Annotated in this window: 16 protein-coding genes and 1 tRNA gene; 5 read left to right on the top strand and 12 right to left on the bottom strand. The window is 42.3% G+C overall.

All coding sequences use genetic code 11. The features are described 5' to 3' along the window. Positions 1-97: 97 nt before the first annotated feature. The 12 genes from VB073_RS14755 to VB073_RS14700 form a co-directional block, all read right to left on the bottom strand. Positions 98-568, bottom strand: a complete 471-nt coding sequence (locus tag VB073_RS14755) for a T9SS type A sorting domain-containing protein (protein ID WP_323404959.1) — start codon at positions 566-568, stop codon at positions 98-100. Positions 569-605: 37 nt separating this feature from the next. After that, the gene (locus VB073_RS14750; protein WP_323404958.1) at positions 606-1487 is read right to left on the bottom strand and encodes a carbohydrate kinase; all 882 of its coding nucleotides are present in this window, start codon (positions 1485-1487) and stop codon (positions 606-608) included. A gap of 231 nt (positions 1488-1718) precedes the next feature. After that, positions 1719-2879: an MFS transporter gene (locus VB073_RS14745; RefSeq protein WP_323404957.1), complete on the bottom strand. Its 1161-nt coding sequence runs from the start codon at positions 2877-2879 to the stop codon at positions 1719-1721. A gap of 57 nt (positions 2880-2936) precedes the next feature. Then, positions 2937-5171, bottom strand: coding sequence for a glycoside hydrolase family 32 protein (locus VB073_RS14740; protein WP_323404956.1), 2235 nt, complete (start codon positions 5169-5171; stop codon positions 2937-2939). A gap of 1 nt (position 5172) precedes the next feature. After that, on the bottom strand, positions 5173-7233 hold the full coding sequence (locus VB073_RS14735; protein ID WP_416349557.1) for a glycoside hydrolase family 172 protein: 2061 nt from the start codon (positions 7231-7233) through the stop codon (positions 5173-5175). After that, positions 7224-8864, bottom strand: coding sequence for a DUF4980 domain-containing protein (locus VB073_RS14730; protein WP_323404954.1), 1641 nt, complete (start codon positions 8862-8864; stop codon positions 7224-7226). The genes VB073_RS14735 and VB073_RS14730 overlap by 10 nt, the downstream gene beginning before the upstream one ends. Before the next feature lie 41 nt (positions 8865-8905). Next, the gene (locus VB073_RS14725; protein ID WP_323404953.1) at positions 8906-9820 is read right to left on the bottom strand and encodes a ribonuclease Z; all 915 of its coding nucleotides are present in this window, start codon (positions 9818-9820) and stop codon (positions 8906-8908) included. A 1-nt stretch (position 9821) separates the two neighbouring features. Then, positions 9822-10403 (bottom strand): 7-carboxy-7-deazaguanine synthase QueE, encoded by a 582-nt coding sequence (locus VB073_RS14720; protein ID WP_323404952.1) that lies wholly within the window; start codon positions 10401-10403, stop codon positions 9822-9824. Continuing rightward, positions 10384-10749 carry a 6-carboxytetrahydropterin synthase gene (locus tag VB073_RS14715; protein ID WP_323404951.1) on the bottom strand — a complete coding sequence of 122 codons (366 nt, stop codon included), beginning with the start codon at positions 10747-10749 and terminating at the stop codon, positions 10384-10386. The genes VB073_RS14720 and VB073_RS14715 overlap by 20 nt, the downstream gene beginning before the upstream one ends. Positions 10750-10837: 88 nt before the next feature. Further along, positions 10838-11959, bottom strand: a complete 1122-nt coding sequence (locus tag VB073_RS14710; RefSeq protein ID WP_323404950.1) for an endonuclease/exonuclease/phosphatase family protein — start codon at positions 11957-11959, stop codon at positions 10838-10840. After that, positions 11943-12833 (bottom strand): rhomboid family intramembrane serine protease, encoded by an 891-nt coding sequence (locus VB073_RS14705; RefSeq protein ID WP_323404949.1) that lies wholly within the window; start codon positions 12831-12833, stop codon positions 11943-11945. Before VB073_RS14705 ends, VB073_RS14710 begins: the two co-directional genes overlap by 17 nt. After that, positions 12817-13494, bottom strand: a complete 678-nt coding sequence (locus VB073_RS14700; RefSeq protein WP_323404948.1) for a rhomboid family intramembrane serine protease — start codon at positions 13492-13494, stop codon at positions 12817-12819. Before VB073_RS14700 ends, VB073_RS14705 begins: the two co-directional genes overlap by 17 nt. 206 nt (positions 13495-13700) lie before the next feature. Between VB073_RS14700 and VB073_RS14695 the strand changes: the two genes are divergently transcribed. The 5 genes from VB073_RS14695 to VB073_RS14675 all read left to right on the top strand — a co-directional run bounded on the left by VB073_RS14695 (position 13701) and on the right by VB073_RS14675 (position 19775). Then, complete coding sequence (locus VB073_RS14695) at positions 13701-13967, top strand: HU family DNA-binding protein (protein WP_298651258.1); 267 nt, start codon at positions 13701-13703, stop codon at positions 13965-13967. A gap of 180 nt (positions 13968-14147) precedes the next feature. Further along, positions 14148-14220: transfer RNA gene (locus VB073_RS14690), tRNA-Lys, on the top strand. Positions 14221-14551: 331 nt separating this feature from the next. Continuing rightward, the gene (locus VB073_RS14685) at positions 14552-14917 is read left to right on the top strand and encodes a DUF1016 N-terminal domain-containing protein (RefSeq protein WP_323404947.1); all 366 of its coding nucleotides are present in this window, start codon (positions 14552-14554) and stop codon (positions 14915-14917) included. A 198-nt stretch (positions 14918-15115) separates the two neighbouring features. Next, on the top strand, positions 15116-17263 hold the full coding sequence (locus tag VB073_RS14680; protein ID WP_323404946.1) for a leucine-rich repeat protein: 2148 nt from the start codon (positions 15116-15118) through the stop codon (positions 17261-17263). 181 nt (positions 17264-17444) lie between these two features. Then, the gene (locus tag VB073_RS14675) at positions 17445-19775 is read left to right on the top strand and encodes a GH92 family glycosyl hydrolase (protein ID WP_323404945.1); all 2331 of its coding nucleotides are present in this window, start codon (positions 17445-17447) and stop codon (positions 19773-19775) included. Positions 19776-19815 lie beyond the last annotated feature (40 nt).

The raw sequence follows: 19815 nt of genomic DNA, 5'->3' as shown, positions 1-19815 counted from the left end.
AACTAAACCTAAAACACAACCTAATATTGTCGACACCACAAAGATAGTAAAAAGCAGATAAATGTTGCAAAATGAAGATATTTAACGATAAGAAAAATTATCTGACAGCAATTTTTCGGGTGAGTTTCCCGATTTTAATGATGTAATATCCCTTCGGAAGGGATAGGGGATACTGATTAGTCCCTGCTTTTACACGACGGTTAAATGCTTTCACCCCCATGATATTGTATATTTCGAGGACGCCATCTTCAGGGAGATCTTCAATGATAAGCAGATTGCCGTTTAGTTTAATTTTGGTCTTATCCTGAAGGTCTTCCCCGTTCTCCGACTCCTGCCTGATCGGTAATCGAACGGAGTCCTGCACTTTTCCGTTGTTATCGAATCCCTTTATACTATTGATCATCGCCGAATCCTGAAGTTGTTGCTGCGAATGTTGCTGACGTTCTCTGTTGGGTATCCTCACAGTATCCCCGGGTGATACAAGAGGACCGGAATCTTCCTGTGCAAGCAGCGTAAATCCTGCTTGGCAGGTCAGGCATATTATCAAGAGGAGTGGATAATACTTCATAAGATCCCTTTTCTGTCACTAATTGTCCGGTAAGATATTATAGGAAAGCTTCAATATGGGCATCGGCCAGCCTGGGCATAGCCCCATGTTGTTGGCATACATATGCCGAAACCTCGACGGCCAGCCGGTGAGCTTCCGTGATCGGTTTACCATGCAAAAAGGCTGCAATAAAAGCTGCAGTGAATGAGTCACCTGCGCCAACCGTATCGGCCACATCCACTTTTGGCGTAGGCAGATAGGAAACTTCTTCGTTATTGAAAACGAAACTGCCGTCGGTCCCTTTCGTGAGAATTACGATCCCGAGGGAGTATTGTTTTAGTAGTTGCCTGCATATTTGCTGTTCATCCATTTCTTTCCAACCATACATATCGGCTACGATCTTTATCTCATCTTCATTTATCTTTAATATATCCGATATTTCCAGAGACTCTTCAATGATCTCTTTTGTGTAATAATGCTGGCGCAGATTGATGTCGAAAATCTTTATACACTCAGTAGGGACTGTCATCAGGAATTTTTTTATCGTCTCTCGAGACCTGCTGCTGCGTTGTGCCAAAGAACCGAAGCAGACCGCAGCACTCTCCTTTGCCAGATTTTCGGTCTTTTCTGTGAACGGAATATTATCCCATGCCACGTTCTCACATATTTCATACCGGGGAATACCATCGCCACTCAGTGTAACCTGTACTGTTCCTGTGGGATAATCGGTAGTTTCTATCAGATGGTTGAGCTTCTTTTCTACGAGTGAATCGAGTATTTCCCTACCCAACGGATCATTGCCTATAGCGCTGAGCGCATAGCCGTTAAATCCAAACTGAGAAACATGGTAAGCAAAATTGGCGGGTGCCCCGCCCAATATTTTCCGCTCCGGAAAGATATCCCAAAGTATTTCACCGAGTCCTACTATTATTTTATTCATAAGATTTTAATTTAGAGCCAAGCATTTCAGAACGTTTTCTCCGTTCAAAAAATGTGTTGAAACATTTTGTTTCTTAAGAGAGTCAAAACTTTATTAATTGACAATTGACAATGAAAGGTGAAGAACTAAAAACCAAAAGTGAAAGTTTGATATTTGTAAATCACACTTTTCCAATTCAACAATTCATCTCATTCATTACATTGGCATATTGGCACATTAGCACATTAATATTTATCCTTCTTTAAGCCTGAGCGAGAGGAATATCAGGTAGCTTACTCCTGCTGCCAGGACAACCAGTGCTCCTGTCTGTGAGGCCATCGCGTCGGAGAGCATTCCCATCAGGATAGGGAAGACGGTTCCTCCAAAGAGTCCCATGATCATCAATCCCGATACCTCGTTTTTCTTTTCAGGCAGGTATAGCATTGCTTTCGACAGGATGATGGGGAAGATATTGGAATTGCCGAGTCCTACCAGTGCTATCGAGATATAAATGAGCGTAAGATCGTTGAAGATGAAAAGTCCGGCCATGGAAAGAATCATGAGCACAACACTTATGGCAAAGAACCTCTTCGCTGAGTAACGTGCCAGCACAAATGCTCCGGTGAAAGAACCGATAGTGCGGAACAGAAAGTAGACACTGGTGGCGAATCCTGCATCAGCCAACGTCATCCCCAGCCGTTCTATGAGTATCTTGGGAGCGGTTACGTTTACTCCCACGTCGATACCCACATGACACATAATTCCCAAAAACGAAAGTAATATTGTTTTATCACCTAACAAAGCAAAACACTGTAAAAAAGTAGAAGTCTTTCCACCGGTATCCTCTTCTTTTATTTGAGTGGCTCCTAACCAGAGTGTGGCAAGAATTGCTACCACCATGAATATCGGAAAAAGAAGTTTCCAGTCGCCCAGAGTTGCAGCAGCCCAGGCAGCTATGATTGGGGCTATGAACGATGCGATTGCTTTCACGAATTGTCCCAGCGTGAATGAGCTTGCCAACTTATCCCCTTTTACGATATTCGATAATAAAGGATTGATGGATACCTGCATCAGTGTGTTTCCTATTCCCAGGAGGGAGAAAGATATGAGCATCGATACGAAACTGTAATTTATAACCGGAACAACCAGGGCAACGGCGGTGACCACCAAACTCAATAGCACTGTTTTTCTACGTCCTATCTTATTCATCAGCATACCTGTGGGAACGGAGAAGATGAGGAACCAGAAGAATACCATTGAGGGAAAAATATTGGCAACTCTGTCCGGTAGGTCGAAGTCCGCTTTCACGTAATTGGTTGCGATACCCGCCATGTCTACAAATCCCATGGCAAAAAATGCCAACATAACGGGGATGACTTTCAGGAGCCGGTTCTCTTGTTTTGTTGTATTCATAATTAATCTCAATTAGTTTTGTTTCTAACCAGTTTGGATATTGTTACTTCTCGTTTTTCACTCTTCATTCTTCCTTCCCCGGATCGGGTACACATTCATATTACTGACGGTTATTTTTCCTTTACTTTCAAAGGAGAGTGAATTATATGGCGTGGTTGGGAAAACACTATTTGTTTGCACCAGATCTCCGTTATTAATAAAACATTCTGTAGATGATTTATCTACAAAGAGCCTGATATTGAAGTCCTTTTTCCTTGGAAGCGGTGCTTCGCTGGTTCTGGCAGCAAAGTTGCCACTAAAGTCAATGATTCCGCTTTTCGACCGGTCAACGTGGAACAATCCTCTTTCGAGATCGAAACTGAATACAACCCTTTCGTCTTTTTCGTTGCCTAATACAAAATTGAAAGCAGATGCATTACCAGTCTCGATATCCATCTCTATTTCAAAAACAGCTGTGCCTCCTTCCGTCAGATTATTGATTGTGTGTGATTTGTCGATAGTGAATGGTTCTATCCTCTTCGGGTTTCCACGCAAAGTATTTACCTCTTTTACCGGAGGATTAGCCACAATAAGGTGTTTGCCGTTATGGGCCAACCTCAGTTCGCGGGGTAGGGTCATGGCCCCTTTGAAATTGACCGGTGGGATATTATTGGCATAATCCCAGTTATTCATCCATCCGATAAACAATCTGCGTCCGTCAGTTTCCGGAATATTGCTCCAGGTTACGCCAGCGTAGTTATCACGTCCATAATCGAGCCAAAGGGGGTAGGGCAGTAGATCGGGTGTGAAGGTTTTCCCGTCGAAGTTCCCGATGAAATATTGTGTAGCGCTTCCGCCGTTTGGTCCCCCGGGGTTGATACTCACAAAAAGTACCCATTTGGTTTGACCATCATAAGTGAGGGGAAATAAGTCGGGACATTCCCACACACCGCTATGCGCGCCTATACCTTCTCCGAACTCACTTAGCCTGTTCCACTCTTTCAGGTTCTTAGATCCATAGAAAGAGATGGTTTGTCCGGTTGCCAGTACCATGATCCACTGGTTACTGTTTGTATGCCAGAATACTTTCGGGTCACGGAAGTCGGGGTATTTCAGGTCACTCAGTACCGGATTGGCTTCGAATTTGGTAAAAGTTCGACCGTTATCCGAACTATAAGCAATGGATTGGGTCTGAGTTTTACCCGCAGAAGTGTAGATGGCAACCAGTGCGTCTTTTCCGAAACCGGCTGTATTCTCTTTATCAATGACCGCACTTCCGGAGAAGATAGCACCGAGGGAGTCAGGCGCAAGTGCAAACGGCAGATGTTTCCACGAAACCATATCCTGCGATACGGCATGTCCCCAATGCATATTTGCCCATCGCGAACCATAGGGATTATACTGATAAAAAAGATGATACTCCCCGTTATGGTACACCATCCCGTTGGGATCATTGATCCAGCCATGGTTGGCTGAGAAATGATAAGTTGGCCGATATGTCTCGTCGTACTCAAAAACAAAGCTGTCCGATTGTTTTATCTGAGCGAAACCGATGTCTGTTGTTTTCACATGCTCAAAGGTGAGTGCCACTTTTCGGCCTTTGTATTTCGACACGTCGATGGGTATCCAATAGTCTATGTTGGTTTGGGATACACGGATATACATCGGCTCACCGGTCTCTTTACCATCGACTGAAAGTTGTACGACCGATTCGGGATCATTGTCTTCGACAGGTATCAGGATGTAGTTTCCGGTTATGTTGAATTCGATTGTATGATTCATCAGAAACAGGCTTCTTTTTGTATTACTTTGGCTTATCTCATCAGCCAGGATATGTCCCCAGCCGCCATGTTGATTATCCACAATTTTTATGATGGCTTTCTTACCCTTGTGGTCTTTTATATCCCAGGTTTGCCATTGTAATGTTTCGCTTTCGGTGACCGGGCGGCTTTTGACTATCGACTCGCCATCGACAACCAGTTCCATATAAGTGCCATCATGCTTTCCACCACCTATCAGAAAATTAATATAATTGCGTTGGATTGTAAATTCCCGGGAAGTGATAGTCCCTACGGTATTATCACCGCTATGATAGCTATTGGCTAAATATGTACCCTCAAAACCGGATACCTCCATCTGTGAGTTGAGAGTCCCCGTTGCCGGGGTCGTGCCAAAAGCGTCACCTTCTACGATCCAGCCGTCAAAGGTGCCGGATTCAAAATCCGCAATGGGAATATCCTTTGACGTACAAGCGGATATAGTTCCTAATATCAGGAAAAGAGATAATAATCTGGATATTACCTGTTGTGCCATACTATTTATATTCTTTCAAAATGATACAATCCATTCCGATCAGATAGCGGTGGCCCACTGAATGCTGGTTGGTGCCTACTAACTTTACCGTCACATCAAAACGCCCATTTTCAGGAGAATATGTTCCGAGTCGAAGTGCTCCTGAGTTTTTGACCTCCTTGTCATATCCATCAAAAATTAGTGGAGATGGTTGTCCATTCACAGAAAACCGCACTTTCCCATAATCTGATGCGAGCGTCATATAAATAATAATATCGTGTTTCACCGGATTTAGCTCACTAAAACGAAATGTTACGCTATCACCGTTTTCACCTCCGGTACACAATAGTTGTGATTCATTACTCCATTTATCACCCGTAAAGTTAGCCATGTTTTGAATGTCAGCGTTGATGGCTGGTGATTTTTGGATAGGAGCCAATTTTTCAAACTCAATGGCTTTTTCTATTTTATATTTATCCTTTTCTTTTGGAGCCTCAAGTAATGGCCGGGTAAATTCTTCTGCTCCGGACCTCTTTATGGTCCAGGCATCCAGATCACCATACCAATATACGGTAGTGGCATAATCAGCCGATCCATTTTGCCAGCTGATCATTTCTATATCAAACCGTAACCGGTCTTTGAAAGGAATAGCATCCAGGTTGCGCGTCCTGAAGAAAGTGTTATAGCCGTGGGAACTCTCCATATCGGCTCTGGGAGCACCTCCGAAGGGAGTATGGAAAGGAATGACGGGCGCCCATGAACTGTTGTAGTAATCTTCCGTACCCGTTCCGAAATGGGATGGAAATGATTCGTTATCCACAAATATCTTCTCATCTCCTTCTCCATACCAGGAGGGAGCATGATTGAAGAGCGATAATACATCTCCCATATAAACACCTCTTCCCTCTATCGTAGTAAAATTCCAGTCGATGCACTCTTTTTCATCATTACGCAAAGGGATGTTTCTCTCCTGTTTCCAATCGGTGTGGAAATAGAGTGTGTTCGTTTTCCAATCGAAAGGGGATGTATGCACTTTTACGGCTGCATTCCTGATAGTATGTGCTGAATAATTTGTAAGGGTGAGGGACGCTTTCTCTTTGTAAGGCATCAACCATCTGCTTATAACTTTCCCTTTACCATCGGCATCCAGATACCAGCTATTTACTTTAAAAGCTCCCATGCCTGCACCCGAAAAATCACTTAAAGGAACGGAGACGGTCTTTGTACCGTCAAAACTAATCTCGAGCAGTAGTTCCCGCATTATCTGCGCATAAGCGGAGGAGTCTTCTATATTGATGTCAAACTCGATGGTATGGATAGCATTCTTTCCATTGGGTAAGGAAACGGAAAGTTGCTCTTTGTTTTTCAGTTCTTTTTGGTCTGTGAAGGGAGCATCGGACTGATAGGTAGGAGGATCCAATAAAAGATTACTGGCAACTTCTATTTTGGAGAGAGCTCTTTCAACTACTTCTTTGGAGAATGTTTCTATAATAGTCCCTTTCGGGTATTCCCGATAATTGAAGTGATAGTATTTGGGTGTAATATTCTCTTTTTCAAGATTTTCAAAAGTGACTTTACAGCTTTTCCCGTATGGGATGGGTAAGAAAAGAGTACTACCGCCTTTGCCATGCTCGATATAGCTGGTATGTGGCTGGAGCAATCCTTTTCCTGTCGGAATCCCGAATTTCATCATGTCATAAGCAGGAACTGTCCAATCAGCCTCTTTATTGTCATCAAAATAAAAACGCATTGTTCCATTCTTATTCAATGTTGTAATCCAGATACGGGTGATAACTCCCGGTCCGCTATGCTCGAACAGCACATTCTCTGTCCGGTCTTCAATAGTATCTGTACGGATGATACCAAACCCATCGGCATTGGCAAACCAACCGTCAGTATCAGGAGAGACCGAACGTCTGTCGTAACTGCTTATCTGATGGCAGGTATAAGAGGGAAAACCGGTGGGAGACTCAAACGATATGATCTCATCTAACAATGTTTCCATTGTTATTTTCTCCTGATGGTTACATCCTGTTACCGTCAGGAGGATGATGAGTATCAAAAAGTTCTTCATTACTTCCATATAGATTGCAGTGTAGATACTTCCAGTTGCTTGATTGTTATGTTATTTCCCCAGAATTGAAACCCTCTTGCCGGATCTGAAGGTCTCTTTTCGAATGAATAGGAATAGGCACCCTTATCAATGAAGACTTCCACAGAGGTCTTGTCAATAAAAATATCGGCAGAGATTTCCATGCTGGTCATCTCTTCGGGAGAATAAAATGCGCCGTTCACCCTATTGGAGTTCATGTCGTAGTTCAACAGGTTTTGTCCTTTCAAATCGAGGCCGGCATTCGTGGCATGAGACAGGCTCAGCGTAACTCTGATCCGTAATAATGGGTCATCGCCGAATTGGTTTAAAGCTTTGTTTGCCTCTTCAGCACTCATATTTTCCCATTTCCTGCTTTTGTCGACCAGGCGGTTGATCTCTTCAATGGGATAACTGAATAGTCTGGCACCATCTTTTGTCGTGCGAAGAGTGAGTTCGGTAGGCAATAGCATCATTCCGTTGAAAGGCATTCCCGGATGGCCGATCCGTCCCCATCCCACCTGTCCCCGTCTGCCATCGGGCATGTTGGTGTAAGTCTGTGCAGCATAAATAGCTCCTGTCGTGTAGAAGTATTTCCCTTTTTCGGGTGTGAACACTTTCCCGTCAAATGAACCGAGCATATATGTGCCTGAGGCGCCGTACATCACCCATTTGGTATTGTTGGGATTTCCATCCACGGGGAGTTCGAATAACTCCGGGCACTCCCAGAATCCGGTCACATGGCTCTCATACTTCCACTCCTTCAGGTTGGATGATGTGTAGATTGAATGTCCGTCTCGTTCGTTAAGCACCATGACCCAATGGTTGCCGGGGGCATACCAGAACACTTTGGGATCGCGTGTATCCACGCTATTCCATATATGTTTGGAATCTATGACGGGGTTTCCTTCATACTTGGTGAATGTTCGTCCCCTGTCGAGGCTATAGGCGATGCACTGCACCTGTTTATCGGGACTGGCAGCGGTATATGCTGCTATCATAGCCGGGGTTTTACCTTTATTGTATCCCGCGCTGTTTTTGTAATCGATGACAGCTGATCCGGAGTACATGGTACCCAAATGATCGGGATATAAAGCATCCGGCAGTTCCTCCCAATATATCAGGTCTTTACTGACAGCATGTCCCCAATGCATATTTTCCCACTCACGTTCATAAGGGTTATGCTGGTAGAAAAGGTGATATTCTCCTTCATAATAAATAAGTCCATTCGGGTCATTGACCCATCCCCGACGTGTGGTGAAGTGGAATTGAGGGCGGTTCGTCTCTTTATACAAGCTGTCCTGTCCTGCGATCACATCATCCTGGTATAGGTTTTTCAGTCCTTTGCTATTACCTTCATAACTGATTGTTAACGTTTTTCCTTTTAGGTTGGAGACATCTTTGAATACCCAATAGTCGGCCTCGTCGGGAGCGAGTCGTATCACAACTGTCAGATCGGGTTGACCATCTACTTTAAAAGTCATTTTAGCACGATCTTGCTGATGAGAAACGGGTAGGTTCAGATATTTCTTGTTGATTTTAATCTTGATTTCTTCTGCTGACAGGGAGAATCCGACAAGGAGACAAAGAGTTACAGATACAGTTTTTAGAATCAGGGTTTTCATGCTTTTTATATATTGAGTTACATGTTATTGCGGACGGATCGTTATAGATCAAATACTTTACCTTCAATGGCCAGTTCCGTATTCGGGAATACAGCTACGGCCTCTTTTAAAAGGACGCCCAGTTCATTGTACCGGGAGGAATAGTGGCCGATCACCAGTTTCTTTGCATTGGCCGCTCTTGCGATTTCCGCAGCCTGCCGGGCTGTAGAGTGGTGGGTCTCACCTGCCCGTATCAGTTCGCTCTCTGCAAAAGTGGCTTCGTGGTACAACAGATCTACATTCTTTATATGGGGAATAATTTCGGGTGCATAGGCTGTATCCGAACAGTAGGCATATTTACGTGGGGCATCTCCGGGTGAGGTGAGTATCTCATTCCGGATGACGGTACCGTCGGACGTTATAAAATCAGCTCCCTCTTTGATATCGAAAATCTGAGTCAGTGGAATTTGATAGAAATCGATCATCTCACGGATGATATGTCTGGTTGATTCTTTTTCCTCAAAAAGAAATCCGTTTGTGTCAATGCGATGTTGTAGTGGAAAAGAAAATATTCTGATCGACTTGTTTTCAAAAATCAGTTCCTGTCGATCAGGATTCAATGGAATCAATTTTATCTTGAACGACATATGTTTGCCCATATAGATCAAAAAGGGCTTTATCAGCAGGTTGATCTCTTTATGCGCATAGATATGCAGGTCGCCGGTCCTCCCTAACATGCTGAGCGTGGAGAGTAGTCCGGGTAATCCGAAAATATGATCTCCATGCAGATGAGAGATGAACAGGCTATGGAGTTTACTCATCCGTGTTTTGAATTTCCTCATCTGAAGTTGTGTCCCTTCACCACAATCGATCATGAACAGTTTTTCGTTCAGATCCACCAGTTGTGAGGGAGGGTTGTGCATTGTGGTGGGTAGGGCCGAGCCGCAGCCCAGTATGGTTACCTGAAATTTGTTCATACTAACGGATACCGATGAGTTTATGAATCTGGAGGCTAAGTGCCCACAGCGGATTCTGTTTCACGAGAGAGACACAATAATCTATATTTTCCTGAATAATCTGTTGATCGTCGAAGATAGGGCTTAAAAAATGATATTTTGCTTTGGGAAGGATAGTGACATCCGGTAGTGGATCCCCTTTCTGAATGGGAAACCGCAACTCATCCACTTCAGGGATTAGCTCCCTGACTTTTTCAAACTCTTGTTTGGGACTACAGGTGATATAGTCGATTCCCCGGGGTACTCTTCTGGTTCCGTTGGTCTCTATCGCCTGTAGATATCCTTTTTCTTTGAAGAGAGCTACCACGGCATCGTTGAGTTGTAGCGTAGGCTCACCGCCGGTCCAGATAATCCATTTGCAGCCATACGGCTCAATTGTCCGCAATACCTCATCTGTAGTCATTTTTATGCCCCGCTCATAATCGGTGTCGCAAAAGCTACAGGTCAGGTTGCATTTGGCCAGCCGGATAAAGATCGACGCTTGTCCCGAACGCCCTCCTTCACCCTGGAGCGAATAAAATATCTCATTCACATTCAGGTTCATAGATCGCGGATGTTTTGGGTGTCTCACTTACCTCCACGGCGTAAAGCTCCGGTATGTTGGGTTTGAATGTGTCGTAGAGCATCTTAGCCAGATTCTCTGCCGATGAATTGAGCGGTGAGAGAATGTCGTTGAGGTTACGATGATCTAAATGCGTATCGATGTATTCTTTCACTATCTTCAATTGGTTATAATCACGGACAAAACCTTGCCTATTCAACTCTTTCGACCGGAGATGAACAGTTACCACGTAATTATGTCCGTGCAGCCGGCTGCAAGGGTGATCGTCGGGCAACCCGTAGAGGGAGTGCGCCGCTGAAAAAGCAAATTCTTTACTTATCTTGTACATCGTTATGATTCGCTGATTTACTGATTTGTTGAGATTGAAGACCTTGTCTTCTTATCTCTACTTTCCACTTCTTCACGTTCCCACTTTTTCACTCTAATTTCAGATAAGTTCTGAGCGGGTAATGATCCGAATATTTTATTTTGTCCCTTCTTGTCCGGTACGCTTTTATATTTTCACTATGCATAATGTGATCGATACGGAAAAGGAAAAAATCTTCGTGATAGGTGATGCCCGGTCCGAAAGCGGTAGAAACGTACGCATCCTTTAATCCTTTCTTCATCCTGTGGTAGGCGTACGATATAGGGGTATCATTGAAATCGCCGCAGATAATAACTCCCCGTGTATCCTGCTTGTCAATGAATTGTTTCACTTTTTCAACCTGTTGCGCCCGTGTCCGGAAAGCACTTCCAAGGCGGGCACGAATATTGGTGGCCACCTGTTCGAGTTTTACCGAGTCGGTATTCTGAAGGAAATCGTTATATAGCTTTTTATCTTCCGGCTTGATATTGTTCGATTCCAAATGGACATTGGCAATAGTGTATCTTTTGCCATCAATATTGATAGTATAAACCACCGCCCCATTATAGGAGGATTCGAATACCACCTCATGGGTTTTCTCAATTGGGTATTTTGAGAAACATGCCAGCCCGAAGGTATGATATTTTCCCGAAGATTCCAAACCTGTGATTGATCGATAGGGATATTGTTTGAGAATCCGGTTCACATCGTGTTGTGAAAAAATATACTGACCTGTCTTACTGACCAGATATTCCTGTAGACAAACAATATCGGCATCGGTATCAGCAATATATTCAAGTATTGGATGGTGTGATGCATTTTTTTTTCTTTCCTGAGGAAATCCCTGTACATTATAGGTCAGTAATTTGATACTTTCTTCAGGTTCTTCTTTGCTGATAAAGTGTAACGGGGAGAATGTGGTTGCAGGTTTGTAGCAGAGCAGGATTGCAGATAATGAGATCAGAGCGAGTTTCCATTTTGAGAAAATTATCCAGAAAACAAGGTATACGACATTAATAAGCAGAATGAATCCGAATCCCAACCCTATATACGAAAACAGATTGGTTTTCAAGGGAGATACTTCCCAGGACAGGAATGAACTGAAAAGCAGAATGATAGCCACTACATTGGTAGCGAAGATCATCCATTTGATCATATCCCTGATTTTCAATCTTTTACTTCTTGCTCGCATCAAAAAGTTTCCTTTTTTCCTCTGATGATAAACTACTGTATCCCGATTGTTTCAACTTATCCAGAATGGCATCAATTTCTTCCTGTTCTGTATGTTTACGTTTGTTGTATTCCCAATCAGTTTCATTACGGGCATGATTTACCTTCATTTTGGGTGTGTGTCTACGGGGTTTGAACAGTCCTATAACCCAGTCGATCATATTACCCACCCAACGGGTAATATCACTGCCTTTCTTGTATTGAATAGCGAAAAAATAGCCTAACAGGGCTCCACCTATATGTGCCACATGTCCTCCGGGATTCATGGAATCTCCCAATGAGAGGAAGTCCAGTACAAAAGCGAAAATTGCTATGTAGACAATTTTTATGGGGCCTAACAACAAAAGATTCAGTTGTACGTCAGGGCGATAAAAAGCGGCTCCCATTACGATGGCCATTACTGCCGCTGATGCACCGATCATTACCGATCCTCTCTCCATCTGCGTATAATAGGGGATTGTGTTGAATGCAATCACATATAACGTTGCACCGGCCAGTCCTCCTAAGACATAGAGGCTACCGAGTGTCCTTCCTGTGAAATACTGCATAAAAATTTGTCCAAACCAATAAAGCCAGAGCATATTGAAAAGCAGATGGAGAAATCCTTCATGTACGAACATGTAGGTAATAGGAGTCCATATCTTGTTAATTAACAAAGGAATATGAGAAGGTACCCCAAGGAGCATGATGAGGTCGACAGCGTAAATGTTGAACAAGGTGAAAATGACATTGATAATTTTCAACGTGATGAAAACGAAGACGTTGATAAAAATCAGTCTTGTCATTACGCTGCCGGTCCTATAGCTATGTTTCAATTTTTCAATAAAATCTGCCATACTTCTTGTCCTTTTTTTTCCAATACAAGATCATGAAAATTCCGAAAAGCATTCCCCCCAAATGGGCAAAATGGGCCACATTGTCACCCGTCCGGTTGGCAACACCAAAGAACAGTTCCAGCAAGCCGTACCCTAACACGAACCACTTTGCTTTGATGGGAAAAGGAAAAGGAATGATAAATAGTTGCGAATTGGGGAATAGCATGCCAAAAGCCAGTAGGATGCCAAAAACGGCGCCCGATGCGCCTATGGTTACGCTGTTCACCATTGAATACATCTCCACGGGGATTTCGCTCTGCACCCTTAAAAAGAGGACAATCATCTGAATTAGTCCTGCACCTATGCCGGTAACCAGATAATATGAGAGGAAACGTTTCTGTCCCCACACCTGTTCCAGGGTCCTGCCGAACATGAAGACGGCAAACATATTAAAAAAGACATGAGAGATGGAGTAAGGGTCGTGCAGGAACATATAAGATACCATCTGATAAATATGAAACTGATCAGATTTGATAAAATGTAACCCGAGCCATTTGGACAGGTCAAGACCGAATCTATTGAGCAAGACAAATTGTGCCAACCAAATGATTCCGTTGATAATGATAATATTTTTTGTTACCGTGGGTATTACCCCGGCGAAGCTATTCCTTTGGTTATCCATCGTTATGATCCATTGTTGAGTCGCAAAATTACGTATTATTTCGTTGAGAATGCGGATTTTTGCCTCTCAAAAGGATTTTTTTTACCAAAAACAAATACTTTTTATCTTTTTTCTTGATTGTTTTGGATTTATCGCTTATATTTGACGCCAAAATGGGGCTCAGCCTTGGACTTAATGTATGTTTAATTTATTTATTTACGTTTTCTATGAACAAATCAGAACTAATTAGCGCTATTGCTGAAAAATCAGGCCTTAGCAAAGTGGACGCTAAAAAAGCGTTAGATGCTACCCTCGAAACCATTTCTGGAGAAGTGAAAGCTGGTGGTAAAGTGGTATTGGTAGGTTTCGGAACATTTTCTGTTTCTGAAAGAAGTGCCAGGAAAGGTATTAATCCGCGTACTAAAAAGTCAATCAACATCCCGGCTAAAAAAACGGCAAAATTCAAAGCCGGTTCAGAGTTGTCCAATCTTTAGTATCCTCGTTGATTGTGGAATAAAAAAGGAACAAATTGATCAATTTGTTCCTTTTTTAGGGGCTGTACCGTAGAGTTTAAAACTCTGAGGTACAGTTTCGTGAAGGAGAAGTTGTAAAATTTCAACAAAAGATTATTCATACAAAAGAAAAAAAACTTACCTTTGCACTCTCTAAAAAATGACTCCGTAGCTCAGCTGGTAGAGCAAATGACTCTTAATCATTGGGTCGAGAGTTCGAGCCTCTCCGGGGTCACAAAAAGTCTCAGCGCATGTTGAGACTTATTTTTTTTATAAATAGTCTGATTATTAATACACTGCGTTTCTCTGATTTCATTATTCTTTATTTCCACAGATTGTGACTAATAGAGAGAAAACTCTTTAGAATTACGACTGTTTTTCTTTTAAATAAATGATAAACAGAGGTTTGTTGACCTTTCGGTTTTTATTCTTTTCAATAAAAAGTTCGAGAAACAGAGGCTCGACCTGTTGAGGTTCGAACCTGAATATTCAAAAAGTTCTTATTCTTGCCTATACTATTAAACTTTAATTTGTATCTTTGTGTATCATATATACATTACATGAATATGGCTATAAATCAATCCTTTATATCAGATATAAAGGCAATAATAGCTCAATCAAGAGGCAAGGCTATTCGAGCTGTGGATCATCAGCGAACTCTGATGTATTGGCATATTGGTAAGCGTATCTTTGAAGAGGAACAAGAAGGAAAAGACAGGGCAGATTATGGAACTTACCTTATCAAATATCTTTCAGAGCAGTTGCAACCCGAATTTGGTAGTGGGTTTTCAGTCCGTCAGATCAATCATTATCGTCAATTTTACCGTACATTTCCAATTGTGCACGCACTGCGGGCACAATTGAGCTGGACACAGTATAAGTTGCTTTTGAGTGTTGATAATGAGGATAAAAGAGCTATCTCTAGTTTTTAAATTTTTAATTTTGCTACTTTCGTCTTCGATTGAGACTGTTTCTGTTGAGGTAGATTGCTTTCCGAATCCCATTGGTATGGACTGTCTTTTAGTCGATTAAGCCGCTATAAATATGTGAAGATGTAACTTGTTAATTTAGAGGTGGAAATAATTTTAGGTATAGCCTGACTGCCAGAATCATCCAATTGAAACATAATTATGAAAAGAAGTTTTTATTTTTTATCGGTATTATTTATTATTGTAATCATTCCTTTTTTATGGGGTTGTGACAATGGAAAAGAGACGGAGCCGGATATTATTTCCGAGATCAAATCTGAGTTAAAGTTTGAATCGAATACTGAATCTCAAACGATTACTTTTACAACCAATAAAGCTTGGACTGCGACTCTTTCTGCGCCGAGCTCGTGGTGTAAAATCTCCTCTTCATCTGGGGATCCTGGGCTTGCGAATTTAGTGGTGAATGTGACTGAAAACGAAGAGTATAATAATAGAATAGCGATACTAAATATTAAGGTCGGGAATGTTGAGAAAGCTGTGACGATTACACAAAGGCAGACAGACGCTATTTTAGCGGGAGATGAATACGAGATACCGGAAAATGGGGGTATTCTTGAAATAGGAGTAATCGCAAATGTGGATGTGAAAGTTCACATTCCTTCTGAAATAACTTGGATCCGCCAGCAAAATACAGGCACTCGTGGATTGTCGCCCGGAAAGATTATTCTGGAGGTGGATGAGAATGATGATATACAAGAACGTAAGGCAATAATTACAATTCAAGATGGAAAAAATAGTGTTTCTTCCGTAATTACCGTGTGTCAACCGACGAGGAGTTCAATTAGGACAGTACATGTGGAAGAACCGTGGACTCTGGTAAAAAAAATGGGTCCTCACTATCAGGATATAACAGAATTGACGCTTTCAGGGATGATTTTTATATCTGAATTGGAAGTAGTTCTGTGCATCCCTGGTCTATATTATCTAAATTTGTCGGATGTAGTCCTTGCTGACGGTCCCGCTGATAATCCTTCTATCTATAGTACGGTTTCTTCGGATTGGTTTTCACAAAATACTAAGTTAAAGACCATTATTATTCCGAATAATGTGACTGAAATTGGAGAGTCTGCCTTTTCTGGTTGTGTGGGCTTAACTTCAGTAACTATTCCGAATAATGTCTCTCTGATAAGAGGGTCTGCCTTTTCCGATTGCACAAATTTAGCCTCAATCGTTATACCCGATGGTGTTACGAGTATTGCGGAAAAATCCTTCCTCAGGTGCACAGGTTTGATGTCAGTAACTATTCCCAGTAGTGTCACGAGCATTGGAGAGCTTGCTTTCGGCGAATGTATACGTTTGACTTCCATTATTCTTCCGGGCAGCCTTAAAAGTATTGCACGGTACGCTTTCTCAACATGTATTAGCTTAACTTCTGTTGTTATTCCGAATAGTGTTACGAGTATTGGTGAGGGTGCTTTTTCACACTGTAATAGTTTAACCTCTGTTGCTATATCCAATAGTGTAACCAATCTTGAAAGTTCCATCTTTTCCGGCTGTAAAAGTTTGACCTCGGTTGTTATACCTAATGGTATTACGGCTATTGGATCAGACCTCTTTTTCGGTTGTACTGGTTTAACCGCCGTTCATATACCTAATAGTGTTACTAACATTGGGTGGTCCGCCTTTTCTGGTTGTGAAAATTTAACATCCATTACGATACCTGATGGTGTGAAGGTTATTAGAGCCTCAACCTTTCATGAGTGTAAAAAGTTAACCTCTCTTACTATACCTAATAGTATCACAAGCATTGAACATGCAGCTTTTAATTATTCGGGTTTAACTTCCATTACTATACCTAATAGTGTTACAAGTATCGGCCATTTTGCTTTTAACGGTTGTCCGCACTTGACTTCTGTTGTGATTCTTGATGGTATTACGAATATTGAACAATCTGTTTTTTCCAATTGTCCACATTTGATTTCTGTCACTTTGCCTAATAGTCTTACGAATATTGGAGAATCCGCTTTTTTAGGCTGCGTGAGTTTAACGTCCATTACTATACCCAATAGTGTGACGAGCATTGAATGGCAAGCCTTTCACGGTTGCTCAGCTTTAAACTCTGTTTTTATTGGTTCCGGTATTAAGAAAATTGGAGAGAACTATGAATTTGCTACCCCATTCTCTTTCTGTAATTATATAAAAGAGATACATATTAAAGCTGCTGTTCCACCCATAGGATATCAAGGATTTCATAACGAGGCAATAAGCCTGTATGTTCCTAAAGGATGTAAAGATGCGTATCAGGATAGCCCGTATTGGAAAGATTTTAAGGAATATATTGAAGAATAAATATAAGCCAAGAGTAGAGAATACTCTTTTGGATACACAAAACAGGGCCCGTAAACTGAAAATCATTCTTCATGGTTCTCATTTACCCTATGTCCCGACTGTCAAACATTAAAAGTGCATCCATAATTCTCGCCTTCACATGTTTTTCCTTAACTTTGCAATTCAATAACAGCACACTTGCATGAATCGATTAAAGTTATCCATTACATTACTGCTCCTTTGTATGTTAGTATTCTCATCCAACGCTCAACGAAACATCGATTTTGTCAATCCGATGGTAGGGACGAAGAGCATGGGACATACATTTCCGGGTGCATGTGCACCTTTTGGTCTGGTACAGTTGAGTCCCGATACAGAAATGATCCCTCACAACATCGATGGGGTTTACCAGTCCGATGCCTACCGTTATTGCGCCGGTTATCAGTACGATGATAAAACCATTGTCGGTTTTAGCCATACTCACTTCAACGGTACCGGACATTCTGATCTGGGTGATATCCTTATCATGCCGATGACCGGAGAGGTGAAGCTGGATATGGGAACAGCAGATAATCCCGAAAGTGGGTACCGTTCCCGTTTCAACCATGATCAGGAAAAAGCCGGGGTGGGATACTATTCGGTGATGCTGGATGATTACGGCATACTGGCGGAATTGACGGCTTCGGAGCGGGTAGGGGTACACCGGTACACTTTTCCGGAAGGGACCGGGACGGGACATATTGTACTCGATCTCGATTACGGTATTTACTATTATGACGGCAAGACGGTGATGGCTAATCTGAAGGTGGAAGACCCCTACACGCTGACCGGTTATCGTATCACACGCGGATGGTCGCGGATGAACTACACCCATTTTGCCGTGAAGTTCTCGAAACCGATTGTCAACTATGGTTGCCGTAATAAGGAGAAAGTGAAATATAACGGTTTCTGGCGTAAATTTAATATGACCGATAATTTCCCTGAGATGTTCGGAACCCGCCTGACAGCGTTCTTCGATTTTGATTTTTCCGATGGGAAGCCGCTTGAAATCCAGGTTGCCCTCTCTCCCGTAGACTGCCTGGGTGCAATGAAGAATTTGGAGGTTGAGACTGCCACTAAATCGTTCGATGAAGTACGGATGCAAACTCAACAGAAATGGGAAAAAGAACTGAGTTGCATTAATATGGATGCCGATGATGATACCAAAGCCGTTTTCTATACAGCGTTGTATCATACGATGATTAATCCTTCGGTCTATCAGGATGTGGATGGACGCTATCGCGGGATTGACCATAATATCCATCAGGCGGAAGAGGGACAGGTCAACTATACTGTTTTTTCCGTTTGGGATACATTCCGTGCCCAACACCCATTGATGAACCTGATCAAACCCGCCCGCAGCGAACAATTCGTCAATTCTATGCTGCACCATTATCAGCAGAGTGTGCATAAGGCGTTACCCGTCTGGTCGCATATGGGGAATGAAAACTGGTGTATGATCGGTTATCATTCGGTCTCGGTTGTAGGAGATGCTATTGTCAAAGGACTGAATATTGATAAGGAATTGGGATTGGAGGCCTGCGTGAATAGTTCCAATCTGGATTATTACGATGGCATTGGAGAATACAAGAAACTGGGTTTCGTACCTTTGGAAAAGAGCGGTTCTGCTGCTTCTGTCACATTGGAATATGCTTATGACGACTGGGTGATTTCTCAATTGGGTGATCAATTAGGCGACAAGGAGGTTGCCGATATGTATGCAAAACGCGCACTGAACTATCAGAATATATTTGATCCATCGCTTGGTTTTGCCCGCCCCAAATTACAAGACGGAACGTTTAAAAAAGAGTTCGACCTGTTGGATACTCACGGGCAGGGTTTTATTGAGGGAAATACGTGGAATTATTCGTTCTATGTGCCTCACGATGTAAATGGATTGATAACCCGGATGGGTGGAGAAAAGCAATTTGTCCGCCGTTTGGATTCACTGTTTACGATGCATCTTCCGGCAAAATATTTCGAGAATACGGAAGATATCAATGAAGAGGGTTTGATGGGGAATTATGTGCATGGAAACGAACCGAGTCATCACGTACCCTATCTGTATAGATGGACGAATGAGCCGTGGAAGACTGAGTCGAGACTTCATTCCATTATGAAGCAGATGTATAAAAACAAGATAGATGGTTTGTCGGGCAATGATGATTGCGGTCAGATGTCCGCATGGTATATCTTCTCGTCGATGGGCTTTTACCCTGTCTGTCCCGGTTCTGATCAATATGTCATTGGTTCTCCCCTGGTGAAAGAAGCAGTCGTGCAACTCGAGAACGGGAAAACTTTTACGGTGAAAGCTCAGAATTATGGTGATAAGAACATCTATGTAAAATCAATTAAACTGAACGGAATTCCTTATACGAAAAGTTTTATTACTCATTCCGATATAGTAAACGGAGGTGAACTGGTCTTTGAAATGAGTAATAAGCCGAACAGGAAATCCTCTTCCTATCAGAAGCCCTATTCATTTACGCGTTAATTTGGAAAATAATATCCCAGCAATAAAAAAATAAAATAAT

The sequence above is a fragment of the Proteiniphilum sp. genome (assembly GCF_034927365.1).
Classification (GTDB): Bacteria; Bacteroidota; Bacteroidia; order Bacteroidales; family Dysgonomonadaceae; genus Proteiniphilum.
The sequence above is the reverse complement of the archived record's forward strand: the minus strand, read 5'-3'. Positions and strand labels throughout refer to the sequence as shown.

Bases quoted from the DNA above. Each gene is read 5' to 3' on its own strand.
- VB073_RS14755 (WP_323404959.1), bottom strand. From the start codon at position 568: ATGAAGTATTATCCACTCCTCTTGATAATATGCCTGACCTGCCAAGCA.
- VB073_RS14750 (WP_323404958.1), bottom strand. From the start codon at position 1,487: ATGAATAAAATAATAGTAGGACTCGGTGAAATACTTTGGGATATCTTT.
- VB073_RS14745 (WP_323404957.1), bottom strand. From the start codon at position 2,879: ATGAATACAACAAAACAAGAGAACCGGCTCCTGAAAGTCATCCCCGTT.
- VB073_RS14740 (WP_323404956.1), bottom strand. From the start codon at position 5,171: ATGGCACAACAGGTAATATCCAGATTATTATCTCTTTTCCTGATATTA.
- VB073_RS14735 (WP_416349557.1), bottom strand. From the start codon at position 7,233: ATGGAAGTAATGAAGAACTTTTTGATACTCATCATCCTCCTGACGGTA.
- VB073_RS14730 (WP_323404954.1), bottom strand. From the start codon at position 8,864: ATGAAAACCCTGATTCTAAAAACTGTATCTGTAACTCTTTGTCTCCTT.
- VB073_RS14725 (WP_323404953.1), bottom strand. From the start codon at position 9,820: ATGAACAAATTTCAGGTAACCATACTGGGCTGCGGCTCGGCCCTACCC.
- VB073_RS14720 (WP_323404952.1), bottom strand. From the start codon at position 10,403: ATGAACCTGAATGTGAATGAGATATTTTATTCGCTCCAGGGTGAAGGA.
- VB073_RS14715 (WP_323404951.1), bottom strand. From the start codon at position 10,749: ATGTACAAGATAAGTAAAGAATTTGCTTTTTCAGCGGCGCACTCCCTC.
- VB073_RS14710 (WP_323404950.1), bottom strand. From the start codon at position 11,959: ATGCGAGCAAGAAGTAAAAGATTGAAAATCAGGGATATGATCAAATGG.
- VB073_RS14705 (WP_323404949.1), bottom strand. From the start codon at position 12,833: ATGGCAGATTTTATTGAAAAATTGAAACATAGCTATAGGACCGGCAGC.
- VB073_RS14700 (WP_323404948.1), bottom strand. From the start codon at position 13,494: ATGGATAACCAAAGGAATAGCTTCGCCGGGGTAATACCCACGGTAACA.
- VB073_RS14695 (WP_298651258.1), top strand. From the start codon at position 13,701: ATGAACAAATCAGAACTAATTAGCGCTATTGCTGAAAAATCAGGCCTT.
- VB073_RS14685 (WP_323404947.1), top strand. From the start codon at position 14,552: ATGGCTATAAATCAATCCTTTATATCAGATATAAAGGCAATAATAGCT.
- VB073_RS14680 (WP_323404946.1), top strand. From the start codon at position 15,116: ATGAAAAGAAGTTTTTATTTTTTATCGGTATTATTTATTATTGTAATC.
- VB073_RS14675 (WP_323404945.1), top strand. From the start codon at position 17,445: ATGAATCGATTAAAGTTATCCATTACATTACTGCTCCTTTGTATGTTA.